This window comes from Amycolatopsis thermalba, assembly GCF_003385215.1.
Taxonomy (GTDB): Bacteria; Actinomycetota; Actinomycetes; order Mycobacteriales; family Pseudonocardiaceae; genus Amycolatopsis_E; species Amycolatopsis_E thermalba.
This window is the reverse complement of sequence record NZ_PQHW01000004.1, coordinates 133,221-150,030: the sequence shown is the minus strand read 5'-3', so window position 1 is coordinate 150,030 and position 16,810 is coordinate 133,221. Positions and strand designations below refer to the sequence as shown.

Sequence of the window (16,810 nt, the reverse complement as noted above, 5' to 3'; positions counted from 1 at the left end):
GTGCGGGTGCTGGTCGCCGGGGACGCGGGGGACCTGGCGGAGCGGGCGCGCGGGCTGCCGGTGCGCTTCCTGGGGCGGTTGCGCGATGTGAGCGCTTTCCTGCGCGGGCTGGACGTGTTCTGCCTGCCGTCGCGGCGGGACACGCTGTCGCTGGCGGTGCTGGAGGCGATGGCGCACGGGTTGCCCTGCGTGACGACGGCCGTCGGGGAGACGGTGGCGGAGCTGGCCGGCGCGGCGATGATCGTCCCGCCCGGGGACGCGCGAGCCCTGGCGGACGCGCTGGACCGGGTGAGCACGGACGTGGCGCTGCGGCGGAAGCTGTCCCGCGCGGCCCGGGAGAAGGCCGTCGAGGACTTCGACGTGCGACGGATGGCCGCGGAGACGGCGGAGGCGCTGGCGGCCGCGCACGCGCTGAGCAGCCCCGCCCGCTGACCCGGGGTACCGGCGGACGGCCGGTGCGCTGAGCCCGTGCCGAGGCCGGATGGCAGGCCGCGGGCGGGGCGAACGGCGGCCCGGGGGCCTGCGGGTGAGCTACGCCTGGGGCTGTCGATGCGTGCGGGCGGGCCGCGGGTTGCGGCCAGGGGTAGTGCTGTCGGAACGAGCCACGGCCCGGGCGTTCGCTGACGTGCGTCCCAGCGCTCCGGGCTGGAGTGGGCGAGCGCGGGCCGTTCGGCGGGTTCATCGCCAGCGGCTGGCACACCGCGGGCCTGCAGATTCACCGATCACTACCGCTCCCGCAACGCCAGCCTTGTCGGCGCGGGCGTCGCGCCCCGAGCCGGACCGCGGGCTCGTCCACACCCGCGGCGAGCTGCTCAACCAGGACGGCCAGGTCGTGCCGGGTCTCGTCGCGATGAATCTCGTCCGCCGCCGCGCGTGAACTGGTTTCGAAACGTTGCGGGGGGGCTATCCGGGGGTCACTTCGTCCCTAAGGAGTAGTCATGACCGGGCGTTCCGCAACCGCGACCACGGCTCGCAGGCCGGTGCAGGCCGCGGCCACCATCGTCGCCGCCGTGTTCCTGCTGGTCGGGATCCTCGGGTTCATCCCGGGCATCACGACGAACTACGGTGACCTCACCTTCGCCGGCCACCACTCCCGCGCGATGCTGCTGGGTGTCTTCGCGGTGTCCATCCTGCACAACCTCGTGCACCTGCTGTTCGGCATCGTCGGCCTGGCACTGGCCCGCACGCCGGGCGGCGCGCGCGGCTTCCTGGTGCTGGGCGGCTTCGTGTACCTGCTGCTGTGGGTCTACGGGCTGGTGATCGACCAGAACAGCGGCGCGAACTTCGTCCCGCTCAACAACGCCGACAACTGGCTGCACCTGGCCCTGGGGGTCGGCATGATCGCGCTCGGCTGGGGGCTCACCGCCGTCGAGCGCGGCCGGGAGAACCGCGCCGCCTAGATCCCGGTCAGCTGCGGGATGGTCGCGGTGCGGCCGGCCAGCAGCATGACCAGGGCCTGGATCGGGCCGCGGACCTCCGCGCCCTCGCCCGCGCTCCAGTCGGCGTCCGTCGCGATGAGACGGTGGCCGGCCAGGCGTTTGCGGGCGTGGAACGGGAAACCGATCTCCCACAGGTGGTCCGCGGCCGCGACCGCCGCGTCGGCAGGCATCGGCAGGCGCCTGCCGAGCGGCATCGCGATGTCCTGCGTGTGGACGTGCACGTCCATCAGCGCGTTGTCGAGGGACTGCCGGGGCGCGAGACGGCGGACGCCGATCGCGCCCCGCAGCATGTCCACCACCTCGGCCGGTGAGTGCCGCGCCGCCTCCCGCTTGGTCAGGTCGTGGACCATGCGGTTGAAGCTGCCGCGTGCCCGGATCGCCGCCTTGAGGGCGGCGCCGACGCTGAGGTAGGGGGCCAGCGCCACGTGCGTCACGACGTCGTGGACGGTCCAGTCGTCACACAGCGACGGGTGGGCCCGCTCGGCGTCGGTCAGGGATTCGAAGAGGTCGGCCAGCCGCGTGCGCTCCGCGTCGATCGCCAGCCACTTGTCGTTGTGGTCCATGGGAACCTCGCCCGAAAGTGGTAAGATAGTCTGACTACTTTAATCAAAGCCTCTGACTATCGTCAAGGAGCGGGCGTGAACACCGGACTGCTGCTCTACATCCCGTACCGGCACCTGGAGAACCGGGTGATGGACGCGATCCGCGCCGCGGGGTTCGACCTGACGCTCGCGCAGGCGCGGTTGTTGCAGCGGCTCAACCCGGGCGGCAGCCGGCTGACGGAGCTGGCCGAGGCGGCGCAGGTGACCAAGCAGACCGCCGGGTTCCTGGTCGACCAGCTGGAGCGGGCCGGGTACGTGCAGCGGATGCCGGACCCGCGCGACGGCCGGGCGCGCCTGATCCACGGCACGGACAAGGCCCGCGAGGCGGTACCGCACGCGGAAGCCGAGATAGCCCGGATCGAGGCCGAGTGGGAGAAGCACGTGGGCAAGCGGCGGTTGACCCAGCTGCGGGAGACGCTGGAGAAGCTGTGCGAGATCACCGATCCCTACCGCTGAGCCGCAGCCGAAGAGGGTCGCGGCCGGGGGTGAACCGCGCCGGCCGTCAACCGAACCGTCCGCGTCCCTGATGCGCCACCTGCCCGCGCCCCGGCCGCGGACCAGGCCAGGGCGGGACGCGGCGCTCAGGACTGCGCGTCGGAGGTGGGTTGCTCGGTCTCGTCGTGCTGCCAGAGCGCCGACCACACCAGCCCGCGGTTCTCGGTGCCGCCGGTCCGGGTCGTGCTCTCGGGCTGCTCCGGCCACAGGTTGATCGCACCCGCCGGAATCCTGTGGGTCGTCATGCGGGTCACGGTAGGCATCGCGCGGTCCACCCCCGCCGACGGGAGGGCGCCGGTGCGAGTCAGGTCACTCAGTCGAAGAATCGGGACATGTGTCCCGCGTCCGGTTCCTCCGCCGAACCGTCCTTGACCGGCCGCAGCTCGGCGAAGATGCTCGCCCCGTCGCAGCCCGCGTGCAGCGGGAACCACGTGCGCGACGACCCCGGCCGCCGGCAGATGCCCTTGATCGTCTGCACGTCCAGCAGCCGCACGTGCGTCGGATCGGCCACCGCGTTCACGTAGCGCCACCACGGGGACAGCACGTAGGCGATGCCGTCCGGCCGCAGCACCCGGTGCACCTCGTCCACCAGCGGCAGGAAGTCGATCAGGTGCTCCAGGATGTGCACCAGGAACACCCGGTCCGCGCACGAGTCCGCGAACGGCAGCGGCCCGGACAGGTCGGCCACCACGTCCACCTCGCGGGTGGTCACCAGGTCCACGCCCAGGTTGCCCGGGTACTGCTTCTGCCCGCCGCAGCCCAGGTCCAGGATCAGCGGGTCCCGCCCGCCGACCCGCACGCGGTCCCACACGGCGAACACCCCGTCCAGCCGCCCGATCAGCTCGCGCGCGGTGTCCAGGTGCGCGCGTTCGCCGACCTCGCCGGTCAGGTGCGCCACGCCGCGGTCGAAGCGGACCTCGAGGTCGAGGCCACGCAACCGCTCGTCGTGTTTGAAGAGTTCGTCCGCCGCCCGGCTCAGGAATTCGTCGCGGAGCCGGAGGCGCTGCTCGGAAACGGGCTCGCTCATGATCCTCACGGGGGAACGACGTCGTAGGCTTCGGTGTCCCGGTTCACCACCGTGGTCGGTGACTCCAGGTGCACGGCGCCGGTGGGCAGGATGCCCGCCGCCCCGTACTTGGCCGCGACCTTCATCTGGGCCAGCACGTCCTCACCGCAGTGCTCCGGCGGCAGCTGCTGCCAGAACTCGAACCCGCCGACGTTCACCAGCGCCTCGCGGTCGAACATCGCGCAGCCGCCGACCCAGGCCACCTTGTAGGCGGTCCACTTCGGACGGTGCCACACCCGCTCCGACAGGTGCGTCGGGTTGGCCGCGTTGTGCAGGGTCCAGCGCTGCCATTCGCGCGTGCCGGGCGTGATCTGCTCCGGCTCGGGGCTGCCCTCCCACTCCTCGTACGGCTCCAGCTCGTCCGGCCGCCGATCGTCCAGGTAGGACAGTCCGGTGACGGCGTTGCCGACCATGCCGCAGCCCAGCTCGGAGATCGCCGAGTGCAGGCGGGTGATCGCCCCGGGTTCGAGCCACACGTCGTCGTCCAGGAACAGCACGTAGTCCGCTTTGGACTGGTCCAGCAGGTGGTTCCGCTGCTGTGCCAGCCCGCGCCGGGGCAGGTTCCGGCTCAGGTGCACCGGGTGCCCGCGGTGCCGCAGCACCCGCACCATCGCCTGGACCGGTGGGGAGTCGTAGGACGCGTCCCCATCGGACTGGTCGGCCACGTGCACGGCGAAGTCCGGGAAGTCCTGCGCGGCCAGGCCGGACAGCGTCACGGCCAGCTCGGCGGGCCGCTCGCGCGTCGGGATGAGGACGTCGACCCTCACGCGCCCTCCCCGACCGGGGCCGAGGTCCGGATCTTCTCGATGACCGAGGTCGTCGAACGGTCCGCGACGTAGCCGAGCACGCGGACCTCGCCACCGTAGGCGCGCACGGTCGGCGCCTCGGGCAGCATGTTCTCCGTGTAGTCGCCGCCCTTGACGTAGAGCTGCGGCTCGAGCAGCTTCAGCAACTCGATCGGGGTGTCCTCTTCGAACACCGCGACGTGGTCCACACAGCTGAGCGCGGACAGCACGGCCGCGCGGTCCTGCGCCGTGTTCACCGGCCGGTCCGCGCCCTTGAGCCGGCGCACGCTCTCGTCGGAGTTGACCGCGACGATCAGCACGTCCCCGAGCCGCTTGGCCTCGTTGAGGTAGGTGATGTGCCCGCGGTGCAGCACGTCGAAGCAGCCGTTGGTGAACACGACCCGCCGCCCGGCCTCGCGGTGCGCGGCGACGGCGCGGGCGAGTTCGCCGGCGGGCACCGCGGCCTCGCGTTCCCGGCTCAGCGCCAGGGAAAGCTCGGCGGGCGTGCAGATCGCCGTGCCGTCCTTGTGCACCACGACGTTCGCCGCCGCCTGCGCCAGCTCCATGCAGCTCGTGGTCGGCAGGCCCGCGGCCCGGGTCAGCACGAGCGCGGCCGCGAACGTGTCCCCGGCGCCGCTGGCCTGGCTTTCCGGCGCGGGATCGGCCCACGTGCGGTAGCCGCGGCCCTCGCCGCTGAGCAACATCGCACCGTGCCGGTCCATGGTCACGACCGCGGCCGCCGCGCCGGTCTTGTCGAGCAGCGTCCGCCGCTCGTCCTCGAACAGGCGCGCCCGCTCCTCGCCCCGTTCGGGCAGCTCGGCGCCGAGCAGGTGCGCGGCCTCGGCGGCGTTGGGCGTGACGAGGTCGGGGCGGGCCTGCTGCCAGTGCTCGAAGTCGTGCGCGTCGACGACCAGCAGCGGGATGTCCGCGCGCAGCCGCGCCACCGCGTCCCGCAGGGGCTTGCCGAGCAGGCCGTTGCCGTAGTCGCACACCATGAGCGCGTCCGCGCCGGCCAGCGACTTCTCCAGCGCCTGGGTGAGGCGGTTCGTCTGGACCGCGGGCAGGTCGTCGCGGTCGCCCTCGTCGAAGCGCAGCATCACCTGGTCGTCGGCGACCACGCGCTGCTTGCTGATGCTGCGCCGCGCCGGTGCGGTGAGCAGGTTCTCCGTGTCGACGCCGTGGGAGTCCAGCAGCGCGGCCAGTTCCCGGCCGGGTTCGTCGTCGCCGACGACGCTGACGAACCGGACCCGCGCGCCCAGCGCGGCCAGGTTCGCCGCGGTGTTCGCCGCCCCGCCCGGCGACAGGGCGCGCGCCCCCACGTCGACGACGGGCGCCGGGGCCTCGCGGCAGATGCGTTCGCAGTGGCCGGACAGCCACACGTCCAGGATCGCGTCGCCGAGCACCACGACCGTGGGCGCGGTCTCCGACAGCAGCCGGACGAGGTCCGGCGTGATGGGGGCCACGTCCTTGGTCTCGCCTGCCATGTCCACCTCCGCTTCTTCTCCTGCTCCACCAGTAGCCGGATCTTGGGCTGCGAAACATTTCCGTTTGCTGCCTGCGGAAACGGGCACCTTGAGGGCGTGGTGAACTCGGAGCCAGGGCCGGCCGTCGGCCCGATCGAAGCGAAGTGGCCGGATGTGCGCAGGATCGCCGTGCTGCGCGGCGGTGGTCTGGGGGACCTGCTGTTCGCGGTGCCGGCGATGGCCGCGCTGCGCGGCGCCTACCCGGACGCCGAGATCGTGTTGCTGGGCACGGAACTGCACCGCGAGCTGTTCGCCGGGCGCCCGTCGCCGGTGACGGAGGTGCGGCCGCTGCCGCCGTACGAGAACGTGCACGAGCCCGCGGGCCAGCCGTTCGACGAGGCCGAGCAGCGGGCGTGGTTCGACGCGCTGAAACCGGTCGACCTGGCCGTGCAGCTGCACGGCGGCGGGCGGAACTCGAATCCCTTTCTGCGCAAGCTGGAACCGCGGTACCTGGTCGGCGCGCGGACCCCGGACGCGGCGGAGGCGGACCGGTGGCTGCCGTTCCGCTACTACCAGCACGAGGTGCTGCGGGCGCTGGAGGTCGTCGGGCTGGCCGGGGCGCGGCCGGTGGAGCTGGAGCCGTCGATCGTGGTGACCGACGCGGACCGCGCGGCGGCGGCTCCGGTGCTCGACGGGCTGCCGGAGCCGCTGGTCGTGGTGCACCCCGGGGCCGGTGACCCGCGCCGGCGGTGGCCCGCGGAGCGGTTCGCCGAGATCGCGGCCAAGCTCGCGGCGAGCGGCCGCGGCGTGGTGGTGATCGGGGCGCCCGACGAGCGTGAGCTGGTGGAGCGGGTGGCCGGGATGGCCGGGCCGCCGGTGCGGCCGCTGACGTCGCTGAGCATGTCCGCGCTGGTCGGGGTGCTGGACCGGTGCTCGGCGTTCGCCGGCAACGACAGCGGGCCGCGGCACCTGGCGGCGGCGGTCGGCGCGCCGACGGTCAGCGTGTACTGGATGGGCAACGTGGTCAACGCCGGGCCGCTCGGCCGGTCGCGGCACCGGGTGCTGATCTCGTGGATGTCGAACTGCCCGGTGTGCGGCGTGGACTGCACGCGCGAGGACCTGCCCCGCTGCGCGCACGACGATTCCTTCGTGGCGACGGTGCCGGTGGACGACGTGCTGGGCGAGCTGGAGGAACTGCTCGCCGGACGGTGATCACCGCGGTGCGGCCGTCTCCAGCACGCGCATCGAGCGGGCCACGGCGAGCAGCAGGGCGTCCTCGGCCTGCCGGGTCACCGTCGTGACCTGGTCGAGCCGCACCCGGCCGTCCAGCTCGCGGTGGCGCGCGGCCAGCTCGTCCAGGTAGCCGGGCAGATCGGTGAGCCGGTCGTCGGTCTGGTCCAGGCACGCGACGGCCCCCGCCAGCTGGTCGAGCAGCCGCGCGTACCCGGCGGTGAACTCGCGGTCGGCCTCGTCCTGCTGGGCCGCCGTGAGCAGCGCCTCGGTGATGCGTTTCACCTGCTCGGAGACTTCTGTGAGCACGCTCAGCGGCGACTCGAAGGACGAGGGCAGGGGGCTGCGGCCGCGGCGGCGGTGCACCAGCCAGCGGATGTTGAACCGCACGCTCTCCCGCCCCCAGCTGACCGCCTCGTCGGCCTTCCGCACCGTCGAATCGAGACGCCGGGCGTGCCGCATCCATCGGGACGCCGTGTCGGAGTCCCACTCGTCGCGCAGGTCGCCCGCGATCGAGCGCAGCAGGTCGCGCACCTCGGCGGCGAGCGCGGTCACCGCGTCGCGGGTGTGCCGGAGGTGGACCGGCGGCAGGATCACCGTGTTCACCGCGAGCCCGATCGCCGCGCCGAGGACGCTCTCGGCCATGCGTTCGGCCAGGTAGAGCAGGTTCCCTGCGGTGCCGTAGGAGATCATCAGCAACGCGGTCACCCCGACCCAGATCCCGCTGCTGCCGAAGCGGTGCCACTGGCCGAGCAGCATCCCGACGAACACCGCGGCTGCGAGCGCCAGCACCGGCTGCGGGATCAGGTGGGCCGCGGCGTAGGCGACGGCCAGCCCGAGCAGCAGCGCGGCCGTCTGCTGCGCGGCGTTGGTCAGCGAGCGGTAGACGGTGGCGGTCATCAGGAACACCGCGGCGTACGGCGCGATGAACGACTGCGGCGACGGGATCACCAGGCGCGCGACGAGCCAGGCGAGCACCGCGGCGAGCGCCATCTTCAGCGCCTGCACGATCGCCTCGCGCTCGCGCCCGGGGAAGCGCAGCGCCCGCGAGAACCAGGACCAGGGGGACAAAATTCGTGTCATCGATCTGGCGATACCCGGTCACACTGGTCGCCATGCGCATCAGGACGGCCACCGCGGCCGATTTCGACCGGCTGCCGGAGATCGAACGCTCGGCGGGGGAGTGTTTCCGCGACGTCGGGATGCCCGAGATCGCCGACGACGAGCTGCCCGCGCCGGAGGAGCTGGCGCGCTACCCGTTCGCCTGGGTGGCCGCCGACCCGGAGCCGGTGGCGTACCTGGTCGCGGAGCCGGTGGACGGGGCGCTGCACATCGAGCAGGTGTCGGTGCACGCCGCCGTCGCGCGGCGCGGCATCGGGCGGGCGCTGATCGAGGAGGCCGCGCGGGCGGGTTTCCCCGCGCTCACGCTGACCACGTTCGCGGAGGTGCCGTGGAACGCGCCGTACTACGAGCGGTGCGGCTTCGTGCGGCTGGCCGGGGACGAGCTGACGCCGGGGCTGCGCCGGATCCGCGCGCGGGAGGCCGCCCGCGGGCTGGACCGGTGGCCCCGGGTCGCCATGCGCCGCGGCTGACCGGGGCTCAGCGTGACCGCACGGATTCCAGCAGATCGATGGCCACCTGGCGGAGTTTGATGTTCTGCCGCTGCGACTGGTCCACCAGCCGGTCGAACGCCTCGGCCGCGCTGATGCCGTGCACCGCCATCAGCACCCCCTTGGCCTGGTCGATCTCGGCCCGCGAGGTGAGCGCGTTCTCCAGGTGCCGGATCTGCTGGCGCGCGTGGTACCAGCGCCGCGCGTTGCTGATGGCCGCGGAGGCGGCGCCGGTGAACAACCGCATCAGCTTCTGGTCGAACGGGTCGAAGGCGCCGTCGATCCGGCTGTACAGGTTCAGCGAACCGACCAGCTCGTCGCCGTCGCGGGTGCCGCTGCCGAGCAGCAACGGCACGGCGAGGAACGTCAGGACCCCGCGATCCTGTGCGGCGGCGGCGAACTCGGCCCAGCCCTCACTGTCCGGTTTGGACACCGCGCGGACCGGTTCGCGCGTGGTGACGGCGAGCAGGCACGGTCCGTCGCCCGCCGCGTACTGGGCCTGGTCGATCCCGATCAGCTCGTCGTCGGTGATGGCGGCGGTGCGCGGGCCGGCGTCGTCGAGCAGGGTGACGCTGACCGCGTCGGCGTCCGCGATCGCGTTCACCGCGGTTTCGGCGAGCCGCCGCAGTACCGCGTCGAGGGGCTCCTCGTCGTCGAGGCCGACGCGCAGGTTCTCCAGTGCGAGGGTGACGTCGTCGAGTCTGGCCAGTGGCGCGGGCCGCTCGGGTCTGGTCATGTGTCGGTTCTCTCCGCGTGTGCGCTGCCCGGCACGCCGCCGGACCGCCGCGCGGGCAGCGAGCGGGGGACGGGTGCCGTGATGGGGTGGGTGATCCGGGATCCGGGGAGGATCAGAACCGGAGCCTTCCCACTGCGGATGAGCGCGGATGTATCCGCCGGAGTTCGTTCATCGTCAAGCCCTTCGCCTCTGTGGTGCCGTCCGCCGTTCGGACGGCGCGGGCGCCGGCTGCTTGACGCTGGCGAGGATCATACGTGGCGCCGGGGTGGCGCCCAACAGAGCCCGGAGAAGTGGGGTTGAGCCGGCTCGGCTCAGGAATCCGGTTCGTCCACCGGAGACCAGAGGCTGGGCAGGTTGACCACGATGCCGTCCTGGCTGCTGCGGGCGATGATCACGACCGCGTCCTCGTCGCCGGGATTCTCCTCGCGGTGCGGAACCCACGGTGGCACGAAGACGTAGTCGCCTGGCTCGGTCTCCAGCCGGATCTCTTCGTCGCCATCGGCGAACACGAACACCGGGTGCCCGGACTTCACGTAGATCGCCGTCTCGGCCTCACCGTGGTGGTGGTCACCGGAATTGGTGTGCGGGCCCACGTGCGTCTCGCCCATCCAGACCTTCTCCGAGCCCGCGGTCTTGCCGGACACGGCCTCCAGACGGCGCATCCCGCTGGTCTGCGCGGTGTCGCCGGTCAGCTCGCTGCCCTTGATGTGCCGCAACGGGCGGTGCCAGGCGTCGGTCACGGGCGCGTCCTCCTGCTCCGGTGAAGTGCTCTCGTCCACGGTAGCCGGTTTCGGCGGCCCCGATCGGGGAACGGCATCGGGGGAAGGGATGACAACCCACTGCGAGGAGGTCGGAAAACCATGGCGCAGCTCGTGCGCGACGTGATGACCCGCAACCCGGTGACGCTGTCCGCGGACACCCCGGTGCGGCAGGCCGCGCAAGCCATGCGGGAGAAGGACATCGGCAACGTCCTGGTCCGCGACGGCGACCGGCTGGCCGGCATCGTGACCGATCGCGATTTGGTGGTTCGCGCGCTGGCGGACAAGGACGACCCGGCGAGCTGCACGCTGGGCGAGGTGTGCAGCGGCGAGCTGGTCACCGCGAGCCCGGAGGAGCCGGCCGACGCCGCCGTCCAGCGGATGCGGCAGCACGCCGTGCGGCGGATCGCGGTGGTCGACCACGACCAGCCGGTGGGTGTAGTGTCGGTCGGTGACGCCGCGATCGAGCGCGACCCGTCATCGGCGCTCGGTGACATCAGCGCGGCGCGCGGCAACGCGTGACCCGAGTGGGCGGCCCGGATCGGGGTAACCGCCCGGCATGACCAACGCACGGACGAGACCGCTGGCGGTCGTCACCGGTGCCTCCACCGGGATCGGCCGCGAGCTGGCGAAGCAGTTCGCCTCGCACGGCTACGACCTCGTGATCGCCGCGGAGAACGCGGAACTCGACGACGCCCAGCGCGAGCTGATGGCGCTCGGGGCGCAGGTACTGGCCGTGCGGGGCGATCTCGCGAGTTACGACGGAGTCGAGAACCTGGTCTCCGCGGTGGCGTCGGTGGACCGCCCGCTCGCCGCGCTGGCCGTCAACGCCGGGGTCGGGGTGGGCGGCGCCTTCGTCGACGGGACGCTGCGGGACGAGCTGAACGTGATCCACCTGAACGTGACCTCGGCGGTGCACCTGGCCCGGCGCCTGCTGCCGGGGATGGTCGAGCAGGCCGCGGGGCGGGTGCTGTTCACCTCGTCGGTCGCGGCGATGACTCCCGGCCCGTTCCAGGCCGTGTACAACGCGACGAAGGCTTTCCTGGCGTCGTTCGCCGAGGCGCTGCGCGAGGAGCTGAAGGACAGCGGGGTGACGGTCACGGCGTTGCTGCCGGGGCCGACGGACACCGAGTTCTTCGAGCGCGCCGGGATGACCGACACCAAGATCGCGCAGGGCCCCAAGGACGATCCGGCGGAGGTCGCCGAGCAGGGGTTCGCGGCGATGATGGCGGGCAAGGACAAGGTGATCGCCGGTTCGGCGCGCAACAAGGTCCAGGCCGCGGCCGCGCGCGCCGTGCCGGACACCGTGAAGGCGGCGATGCACCGCCGGATGGCCGAACCGGGTTCGGGCGATTAGTCCTCTGTGGACCGCACCAGGAGCACCGCGGTGAGGTCCTCCGGACATCTCGCTCGTTGGCCTGGTGGACGGCTGTACGCTGAGTTTCGCCTGGTCGAGCGGGCAACGCGGCGGCGGGAACCGCTCAGCGGTGGACGGTCGTCCGGGATAGACTGGCCGGGTGGCGGAAGCGCGTGTCGACAAGCGGGTGCAGCGCGGGCTGCGGTCGCGGCGGGTGATCCTGGACCGGGCGATGGACATCGCGTCGGTGGAGGGGCTGGAGAGCCTGTCCGTGCGGCGGCTGGCGACCGAGCTGGACGTGAGCAAGAGCGGGGTGTTCGCGCAGTTCGGGTCGAAGGAAGAGCTGCAGCTGGCCACGGTGCGCGCGGCGATCGAGGTGTTCGTGGGCAAGGTCGTGAAGCCCGCGCGGAAGGCCCCGGCGGGGATCCGGCGGGTGTGGGCGCTGGCCGAGGCGTGGCTGGCGTACGTGCGGCAGCCGGTGTTCGAGGGCGGGTGTTTCTTCATCGCGACGGCGGCCGAGTTCGACGCGCGCCCGGGCCGCGTACGCGACGCGATAGCCGCCGGCCGGCGCGACTGGCAGACCCTCTACCGCACGACGATCGCCGAGGCGCAGGAGATGGGCGAGATCGCCGCGGACGTGGACGCCGGGCAGCTGGCCTTCGAGCTGGACGCGCTCACCCGGGCGGCCGCGGAAGACGCCCTCCTGCACGACGACCCATCCCGCTACGACTACGCCCACCGAGCGATCCGCACGCGCCTCGCCACGGTGGCGACACCCGGGGCACCCACACTGCCGGAGGACTGACCCTGGGGCGCCGCCCCGGCTGGGGGGCGGCTGTCCGCGCCCGGTCCGTGGGAGGGCTGAGGCGGGTGAGGCTACGCGCCCCGGATGGGGCGCCGCGCCCGCTGCGCCGCCCGGTTCGGATGGTGGCGGCTCCGCGCGCCCGCTTTGCCGAGGGCACACGCGCCGCGCCCATGGCGCTGGAGAAGTTCCGGTACCCGGGGTTAGCCGGCGCGCGCGGGTGGAACACGTCCGCCATGAAGGTCGTCGTCACCGGGGCGTCCGGCAGTCTCGGCACCGCGTTCCTGCGCGCGGCCGCCCGCAGGCCGGACTGGGAGGTCGTCGGGCTGGCGCGGCGCGTCCCGGACGGCCGTCCACCCTACGACCGCGCCCACTGGGTCCCCTGCGACCTCGACTCCGACGACGCCCCGGACCTCCTGCCGAAGGTCTTCGCCGGGGCGGACGCCGTCGTCCACCTCGCCTGGGCCATCCACCCCGCCGTGGACGAGCCGCCGCGCAACCGGACCAACATCGAGGGCTCCCAGGAGGTCCTGGCAGCCGTCGCCGACGCCGGGGTTCCCCGGCTCGTCTGCGCCTCCTCCGTCGCCGCCTACACGCCCGCCCCGCGCTGGACCCGCGTCGCCGAGGACTGGCCCCGCACCGGCGTCCCCGGCAGCGCCTACAGCCGCGACAAGGCCCGCCTCGAACGACTCGTCGAACTGTTCGCCCGCCAGCACCCGGACGTCCGCGTCGCGGTGTTCCGGCCGTGCGCCGTCGCCCAGTACGACTCCGGCGGCCAGCTCGCGCGCTGGACCCTGAGCCCCCTCCTGCCGCCCGCGGTGATCGGCAACCGCCTGCTCCCGGTGCCGCTGTGGGACGGTCTGCGCGTCCAGGCCGTGCACGCCGCCGACGTCGCCGACGCCATCTGCCTCATGCTCGACCACCACGCGGAGGGCGCCTTCAACCTCGCCGCCGAACCCGTCCTCGGCGTCCACGACCTCGCCGAGCTGTTCGGCGGCTTCCGGGTGCCGGTGCCGCGCCGGCTGGTCACCGGCCTCGCCCTGCCGACCTGGCGGCTCGGGCTGCAGCCGATGCACCCGGGCTGGCTCACCCTGGCCGACCAGGCGCCGCTGATCGACACCACCCGCGCCCGCGCCCAGCTGGGCTGGGAACCCCGCCACGACGCGAAGGAGGCGCTCGCCGAACTGGTCGCCGGCATGCGCGACGGCAGCGGCACCGGCAGCGGGCCGCTGGCGCCGCGCGCTGCGGAATCGTGGCTGGAGCGGTTGGCTGGGATCAGGCTGGGCCGGCCCAGCCGCCAGACGCAGGCCTAGAAGGGAGCCTCGTGACCGAAACTGTCGACGCGGTCGTCGTGGGCGCGGGTCAGAACGGGCTCGTGGCGGCGAACGTGCTCGCCGACGCCGGCTGGAGCGTGCTCGTGCTCGAGGCCGAGCCGGAGCCGGGCGGGGCGGTGCGCAGCGCCGAGATCACCGCGCCCGGGTTCCTCAGCGACCTGTACAGCGCGTTCTACCCGCTCGGCTACGCGTCGCCGGTGCTGCGGGAACTCGGCCTGGACTCCTACGGCCTGGTGTGGCAGCACGCGCCGCTGGTGCTCGCGCACGTCCTGCCCGACGACCGGGCCGTGGCGCTGTCCCGGGACCTCGACGAGACGGCCGCCTCGGTCGCGGCCTTCGCCGCCGCGGACGGCGACGCCTGGCGCGACGCGTTCGACCAGTGGCAGCGCGTGCGGCACGACCTGCTGGAATCGGTCCTGCGCCCGTTTCCGCCGGTGCGGTCGGCGTCGAAGCTGGTGCGGAAGATCGGAGTCGCGGAAGCCCTCCGGCTCGTCCGGATGGTGACGCTGCCGGTGCGGCGCCTCGGCGAGGAACTGTTCGACGGCGAAGGCGCGCGGCTGCTGTTCGCCGGCAACGCCCTGCACACCGACCTCGGCCCGGACAACGCCGGCAGCGGTGTGTTCGGGTGGCTGCTGGGGATGGCCGGGCAGGACGTGGGGTTCCCGGTGCCGGAAGGCGGCGCGGACCGGATCGTCACCGCCCTCGTCCGCCGCCTGGCCGACCGCGGCGGCCGGGTCGAGTGCAACCGCCGGGTGCGGAACGTGCTCGTCGCCGGCAACCGGGCGATGGGCGTGCGGGACGAGCACGGCGAACCGGTCCGGGCCAGGCGGGCGGTGCTGGCGGACGTGCCGGCGCCGGCGCTGTACCGGGAGCTGGTCGGGGAGGAACACCTGCCCGCGCGGCTGGTGTCCGACCTGGACCGGTTCCAGTGGGACAACGCCACGATCAAGGTCGACTGGGCCCTGTCCGGGACGATCCCGTGGACGGCCGAGCAGGCGCGCCGGTCGGGCGTGGTGCACCTGGACGCCGATCTCGACGGGCTGACCGCCTACGGCGCGGACCTGGCCCGCGGCCGGGTGCCCGAGCGGCCGTTCCTGCTGCTCGGCCAGATGACGACGACCGATCCGTCCCGCTCGCCCGCGGGAACGGAGTCGGTGTGGGCGTACACGCACGTCCCCCGGGGCGAGAAGTGGGACCGGAGCAGGCTGGAGCGGTACGCCGACCGGATGCAGGAGATCGTCGAGCAGCGAGCGCCCGGTTTCACGAGCCTGATCCAGGGGCGGTGCGTGCAGGGGCCGGGCGAGCTGGAGGCGCACAACGCGAGCCTCGTGGAGGGCGCGATCAACGCCGGCACCGCGGCGATCCACCAGCAGTTCGTGTTCCGGCCGGTGCCCGGGCTGGCCAGGGCGGACACGCCCGTCGACCGGTTGTACCTGGCGGGCGCCTCGGCTCATCCCGGTGGGGCCGTGCACGGCGCCCCGGGAGCGAACGCGGCCCGGGCGGCGCTGGCCCGGAACGGGCTGGTGGGCGGGCTGTACGGGGGGATGATCAAGGCAGCCCACCGGGCGATCTACTCGTGAGGCCGGTGAAGCGACGAGCGCGCCGTCAGCGGTTCGTGGCGATGTCGGCCAGGCGGTTGAGGCTTTCGGTGTTCCGCGGCGCCAGCAGCCCGGCCTGGACCGGCTCCGGGAACACGCTCAGCGGGCCCCGCACCAGCTTCTCCGCCATCTGGACCTCGGTGCCGCCCTCGGTGTCCGGGGTCAGGGTCAGCGTGATCTTCGCGGCGCCCATCGGCCACATGCGGGCCTCCAGTTCGAGGAGCTCGTTCTCCTCGACCGCGAGCACACAACTCACGTCCTGCACGCTCACCGGCCACGGCCCGACACTGTGGTGAATCCGGGAACCCACCTGCGGCCAGTGGCCGTCCACCTGCCGGATGTGGGCGGCGCCGACCACCCAGCCCGCGTAGGTCCAGCCGTCGGCGAGGACGGCGAACACCTTTTCGGGCGGGACGGGAATCCGCTTGCTCACCACGATCATGTCTCGCTCCCCGGCTCGGTCCACCGGCAGCGAGTACCCCGCGCGAGCCGGGGCAATCAGCTCGCTTCGGTCGCGGGCGGCGCCACGGCCTCGTCCACCGACGACGTGATCCGCAGCTGCTCGTCGAGCCGGGTGACCTGCAGCGGCCGCAGCACGGCCCGGCTGGTGGCCACCACCCGCAGCTCCACCGAGTTCTCCTCGCACTTCTGCTGCGCGTTGACCAGCAAGCTCAGCCCGATCGACCCCAGGAAGGTCACCTCGGACAGGTCGACCACCACCGGCCCCGGCGGCTGGGTGTCGGCGCAGGCGGACTGCACCGCGCTGTCCAGGTCCGGCGCGCTGGTCAGATCCACGTCGCCCGCGGCGGACACCACGATGGCACCGTCGACGAGGCGACGCGTGACACGCAACTCGGTGGTCACCCGAGATACCTCCTACTGTCGTCGTTCACCGCGTCCTGCCGTCGGCGGACCACAAGGAAGCTGCACCGGTACCGGGATAGCCGCCACGGCAACAGGCTGGCGGCTCAACCGTCCGCCGATCCTAACCGGGATGCACGGCGGGTGAGGATCGGGGCGGAAAGTGGTTAACCGGCCACCTCCGGGGAACCTCCGACACAGCCGATACGCGAGCAAGGACCGCTGGCGGGAGGACACTGTGAGGACCGACGGCGCGCGCCGACCGACGCAGCACCGCAGCAGGCCGTCCGAGTGGCGGCGGGCCGTGACGCGGTTGCCGGAGGAGGCACCGGCGGCTGGTCGGGCCAGGGACTTCGCCACCTCGGCGCTGCGGGCGTGGGAGGTGCCGCCGGACACCCGGGAGGACATCGTGCTCGCCACGTCCGAACTGGTCACCAACGCCGTCGAGCACGGGCGCGGCGAGGTCACCGTGGTGCTGCGGCAGAACGACGACCGGGTGGTGCTGCGCGTGTGGGACGAGGACACGCACGTCCCGGTGCCGCGACCGGTCGGCCAGGACTCGGTGCGCGGCAACGGCCTGGTGATCGTCGACGCGCTCAGCGAGTCCTGGGGCTACGAGACCGGCGCGGAGGGCAAGTGGGTGTGGGCCGAGTTCGCCCTCCCGCGGTGACCGC

Annotated in this window: 22 protein-coding genes; 12 read left to right on the top strand and 10 right to left on the bottom strand. The window is 73.0% G+C overall.

The annotated features are described in order from the left end of the window. From D0D15_RS03405 to D0D15_RS03395, 3 genes are all read left to right on the top strand, one after another. The coding region (locus tag D0D15_RS03405) for a glycosyltransferase (RefSeq protein WP_115944227.1) at positions 1 to 432 on the top strand (432 nt) is incomplete at its 5' end. A 316-nt stretch (positions 433 to 748) separates the two neighbouring features. After that, positions 749 to 877, top strand: coding sequence for a hotdog family protein (locus D0D15_RS37525; protein WP_255407910.1), 129 nt, complete (start codon positions 749 to 751; stop codon positions 875 to 877). A 61-nt stretch (positions 878 to 938) separates the two neighbouring features. Beyond that, on the top strand, positions 939 to 1,400 hold the full coding sequence (locus D0D15_RS03395; protein WP_094006105.1) for a DUF4383 domain-containing protein: 462 nt from the start codon (positions 939 to 941) through the stop codon (positions 1,398 to 1,400). Here D0D15_RS03395 and D0D15_RS03390 read toward each other — a convergent pair. Next, complete coding sequence (locus tag D0D15_RS03390) at positions 1,397 to 2,002, bottom strand: maleylpyruvate isomerase family mycothiol-dependent enzyme (protein WP_094006106.1); 606 nt, start codon at positions 2,000 to 2,002, stop codon at positions 1,397 to 1,399. The genes D0D15_RS03395 and D0D15_RS03390 overlap by 4 nt on opposite strands. A gap of 75 nt (positions 2,003 to 2,077) precedes the next feature. Here D0D15_RS03390 and D0D15_RS03385 point away from each other — a divergent pair, with 75 nt between their 5' ends. Then, positions 2,078 to 2,497, top strand: coding sequence for a MarR family winged helix-turn-helix transcriptional regulator (locus tag D0D15_RS03385; RefSeq protein WP_094006107.1), 420 nt, complete (start codon positions 2,078 to 2,080; stop codon positions 2,495 to 2,497). Between the two features lie 125 nt (positions 2,498 to 2,622). On the opposite strand, the gene D0D15_RS36220 is transcribed toward D0D15_RS03385, so the two are convergent. The 4 genes from D0D15_RS36220 to rfaE2 all read right to left on the bottom strand — a co-directional run bounded on the left by D0D15_RS36220 (position 2,623) and on the right by rfaE2 (position 5,871). Continuing rightward, complete coding sequence (locus D0D15_RS36220; protein ID WP_167481443.1) at positions 2,623 to 2,781, bottom strand: hypothetical protein; 159 nt, start codon at positions 2,779 to 2,781, stop codon at positions 2,623 to 2,625. 68 nt (positions 2,782 to 2,849) lie between these two features. Continuing rightward, the gene (locus D0D15_RS03380) at positions 2,850 to 3,563 is read right to left on the bottom strand and encodes a methyltransferase domain-containing protein (protein WP_094006108.1); all 714 of its coding nucleotides are present in this window, start codon (positions 3,561 to 3,563) and stop codon (positions 2,850 to 2,852) included. Positions 3,564 to 3,568: 5 nt separating this feature from the next. Next, positions 3,569 to 4,369: a glycosyltransferase family 2 protein gene (locus tag D0D15_RS03375; RefSeq protein ID WP_094006109.1), complete on the bottom strand. Its 801-nt coding sequence runs from the start codon at positions 4,367 to 4,369 to the stop codon at positions 3,569 to 3,571. Next, positions 4,366 to 5,871 (bottom strand): D-glycero-beta-D-manno-heptose 1-phosphate adenylyltransferase, encoded by a 1,506-nt coding sequence (gene rfaE2 / locus D0D15_RS03370; RefSeq protein WP_115944229.1) that lies wholly within the window; start codon positions 5,869 to 5,871, stop codon positions 4,366 to 4,368. Before rfaE2 ends, D0D15_RS03375 begins: the two co-directional genes overlap by 4 nt. Positions 5,872 to 6,024: 153 nt before the next feature. Between rfaE2 and D0D15_RS03365 the strand changes: the two genes are divergently transcribed. Further along, the gene (locus D0D15_RS03365; RefSeq protein WP_233157312.1) at positions 6,025 to 7,062 is read left to right on the top strand and encodes a glycosyltransferase family 9 protein; all 1,038 of its coding nucleotides are present in this window, start codon (positions 6,025 to 6,027) and stop codon (positions 7,060 to 7,062) included. On the opposite strand, the gene D0D15_RS03360 is transcribed toward D0D15_RS03365, so the two are convergent. After that, positions 7,063 to 8,163, bottom strand: coding sequence for an FUSC family protein (locus D0D15_RS03360; protein ID WP_115944226.1), 1,101 nt, complete (start codon positions 8,161 to 8,163; stop codon positions 7,063 to 7,065). A 32-nt stretch (positions 8,164 to 8,195) separates the two neighbouring features. Here D0D15_RS03360 and D0D15_RS03355 point away from each other — a divergent pair, with 32 nt between their 5' ends. After that, the gene (locus tag D0D15_RS03355; RefSeq protein WP_167481442.1) at positions 8,196 to 8,672 is read left to right on the top strand and encodes a GNAT family N-acetyltransferase; all 477 of its coding nucleotides are present in this window, start codon (positions 8,196 to 8,198) and stop codon (positions 8,670 to 8,672) included. 7 nt (positions 8,673 to 8,679) lie between these two features. Here the strand turns inward: D0D15_RS03355 and D0D15_RS03350 are convergent, their stop codons facing one another. Both D0D15_RS03350 and D0D15_RS03345 read right to left on the bottom strand, forming a co-directional pair. Then, entirely contained in the window at positions 8,680 to 9,426 is a 747-nt protein-coding gene (locus tag D0D15_RS03350; RefSeq protein ID WP_094006112.1) for a GAF and ANTAR domain-containing protein, read from the bottom strand. Positions 9,427 to 9,737: 311 nt separating this feature from the next. Then, positions 9,738 to 10,166, bottom strand: a complete 429-nt coding sequence (locus D0D15_RS03345) for a cupin domain-containing protein (RefSeq protein ID WP_094006197.1) — start codon at positions 10,164 to 10,166, stop codon at positions 9,738 to 9,740. A 120-nt stretch (positions 10,167 to 10,286) separates the two neighbouring features. On the opposite strand from D0D15_RS03345, the gene D0D15_RS03340 reads away from it, so the two are divergent. From D0D15_RS03340 to D0D15_RS03320, 5 genes are all read left to right on the top strand, one after another. Continuing rightward, a complete protein-coding gene (locus tag D0D15_RS03340) occupies positions 10,287 to 10,706 on the top strand; it encodes a CBS domain-containing protein (RefSeq protein ID WP_094006113.1) in 420 nt (139 codons plus the stop codon). A 37-nt stretch (positions 10,707 to 10,743) separates the two neighbouring features. Then, the gene (locus D0D15_RS03335) at positions 10,744 to 11,541 is read left to right on the top strand and encodes an SDR family NAD(P)-dependent oxidoreductase (RefSeq protein WP_094006114.1); all 798 of its coding nucleotides are present in this window, start codon (positions 10,744 to 10,746) and stop codon (positions 11,539 to 11,541) included. A 160-nt stretch (positions 11,542 to 11,701) separates the two neighbouring features. After that, positions 11,702 to 12,346 carry a TetR/AcrR family transcriptional regulator gene (locus D0D15_RS03330; RefSeq protein WP_094006115.1) on the top strand — a complete coding sequence of 215 codons (645 nt, stop codon included), beginning with the start codon at positions 11,702 to 11,704 and terminating at the stop codon, positions 12,344 to 12,346. Between the two features lie 233 nt (positions 12,347 to 12,579). Next, positions 12,580 to 13,656, top strand: coding sequence for an NAD-dependent epimerase/dehydratase family protein (locus D0D15_RS03325; protein ID WP_094006198.1), 1,077 nt, complete (start codon positions 12,580 to 12,582; stop codon positions 13,654 to 13,656). Positions 13,657 to 13,667: 11 nt separating this feature from the next. Beyond that, complete coding sequence (locus tag D0D15_RS03320) at positions 13,668 to 15,257, top strand: phytoene desaturase family protein (RefSeq protein ID WP_094006116.1); 1,590 nt, start codon at positions 13,668 to 13,670, stop codon at positions 15,255 to 15,257. 25 nt (positions 15,258 to 15,282) lie between these two features. On the opposite strand, the gene D0D15_RS03315 is transcribed toward D0D15_RS03320, so the two are convergent. Next, positions 15,283 to 15,717, bottom strand: a complete 435-nt coding sequence (locus D0D15_RS03315; RefSeq protein WP_094006117.1) for an SRPBCC family protein — start codon at positions 15,715 to 15,717, stop codon at positions 15,283 to 15,285. 56 nt (positions 15,718 to 15,773) lie between these two features. Then, positions 15,774 to 16,139, bottom strand: coding sequence for an STAS domain-containing protein (locus D0D15_RS03310; RefSeq protein WP_094006118.1), 366 nt, complete (start codon positions 16,137 to 16,139; stop codon positions 15,774 to 15,776). Positions 16,140 to 16,374: 235 nt separating this feature from the next. Between D0D15_RS03310 and D0D15_RS03305 the strand changes: the two genes are divergently transcribed. Then, entirely contained in the window at positions 16,375 to 16,806 is a 432-nt protein-coding gene (locus D0D15_RS03305) for an ATP-binding protein (protein ID WP_094006119.1), read from the top strand. The last annotated feature ends 4 nt before the right edge of the window (positions 16,807 to 16,810 follow it).

Coding starts and splice junctions, on each gene's coding strand:
- D0D15_RS03395 (WP_094006105.1), top strand. CDS start 939: ATGACCGGGCGTTCCGCAACCGCGACCACGGCTCGCAGGCCGGTGCAG.
- D0D15_RS03315 (WP_094006117.1), bottom strand. CDS start 15,717: ATGATCGTGGTGAGCAAGCGGATTCCCGTCCCGCCCGAAAAGGTGTTC.
- D0D15_RS03390 (WP_094006106.1), bottom strand. CDS start 2,002: ATGGACCACAACGACAAGTGGCTGGCGATCGACGCGGAGCGCACGCGG.
- rfaE2 (WP_115944229.1), bottom strand. CDS start 5,871: ATGGCAGGCGAGACCAAGGACGTGGCCCCCATCACGCCGGACCTCGTC.
- D0D15_RS03355 (WP_167481442.1), top strand. CDS start 8,196: ATGCGCATCAGGACGGCCACCGCGGCCGATTTCGACCGGCTGCCGGAG.
- D0D15_RS03360 (WP_115944226.1), bottom strand. CDS start 8,163: ATGACACGAATTTTGTCCCCCTGGTCCTGGTTCTCGCGGGCGCTGCGC.
- D0D15_RS03325 (WP_094006198.1), top strand. CDS start 12,580: ATGAAGGTCGTCGTCACCGGGGCGTCCGGCAGTCTCGGCACCGCGTTC.
- D0D15_RS03380 (WP_094006108.1), bottom strand. CDS start 3,563: ATGAGCGAGCCCGTTTCCGAGCAGCGCCTCCGGCTCCGCGACGAATTC.
- D0D15_RS03350 (WP_094006112.1), bottom strand. CDS start 9,426: ATGACCAGACCCGAGCGGCCCGCGCCACTGGCCAGACTCGACGACGTC.
- D0D15_RS03340 (WP_094006113.1), top strand. CDS start 10,287: ATGGCGCAGCTCGTGCGCGACGTGATGACCCGCAACCCGGTGACGCTG.
- D0D15_RS03335 (WP_094006114.1), top strand. CDS start 10,744: ATGACCAACGCACGGACGAGACCGCTGGCGGTCGTCACCGGTGCCTCC.
- D0D15_RS36220 (WP_167481443.1), bottom strand. CDS start 2,781: ATGACGACCCACAGGATTCCGGCGGGTGCGATCAACCTGTGGCCGGAG.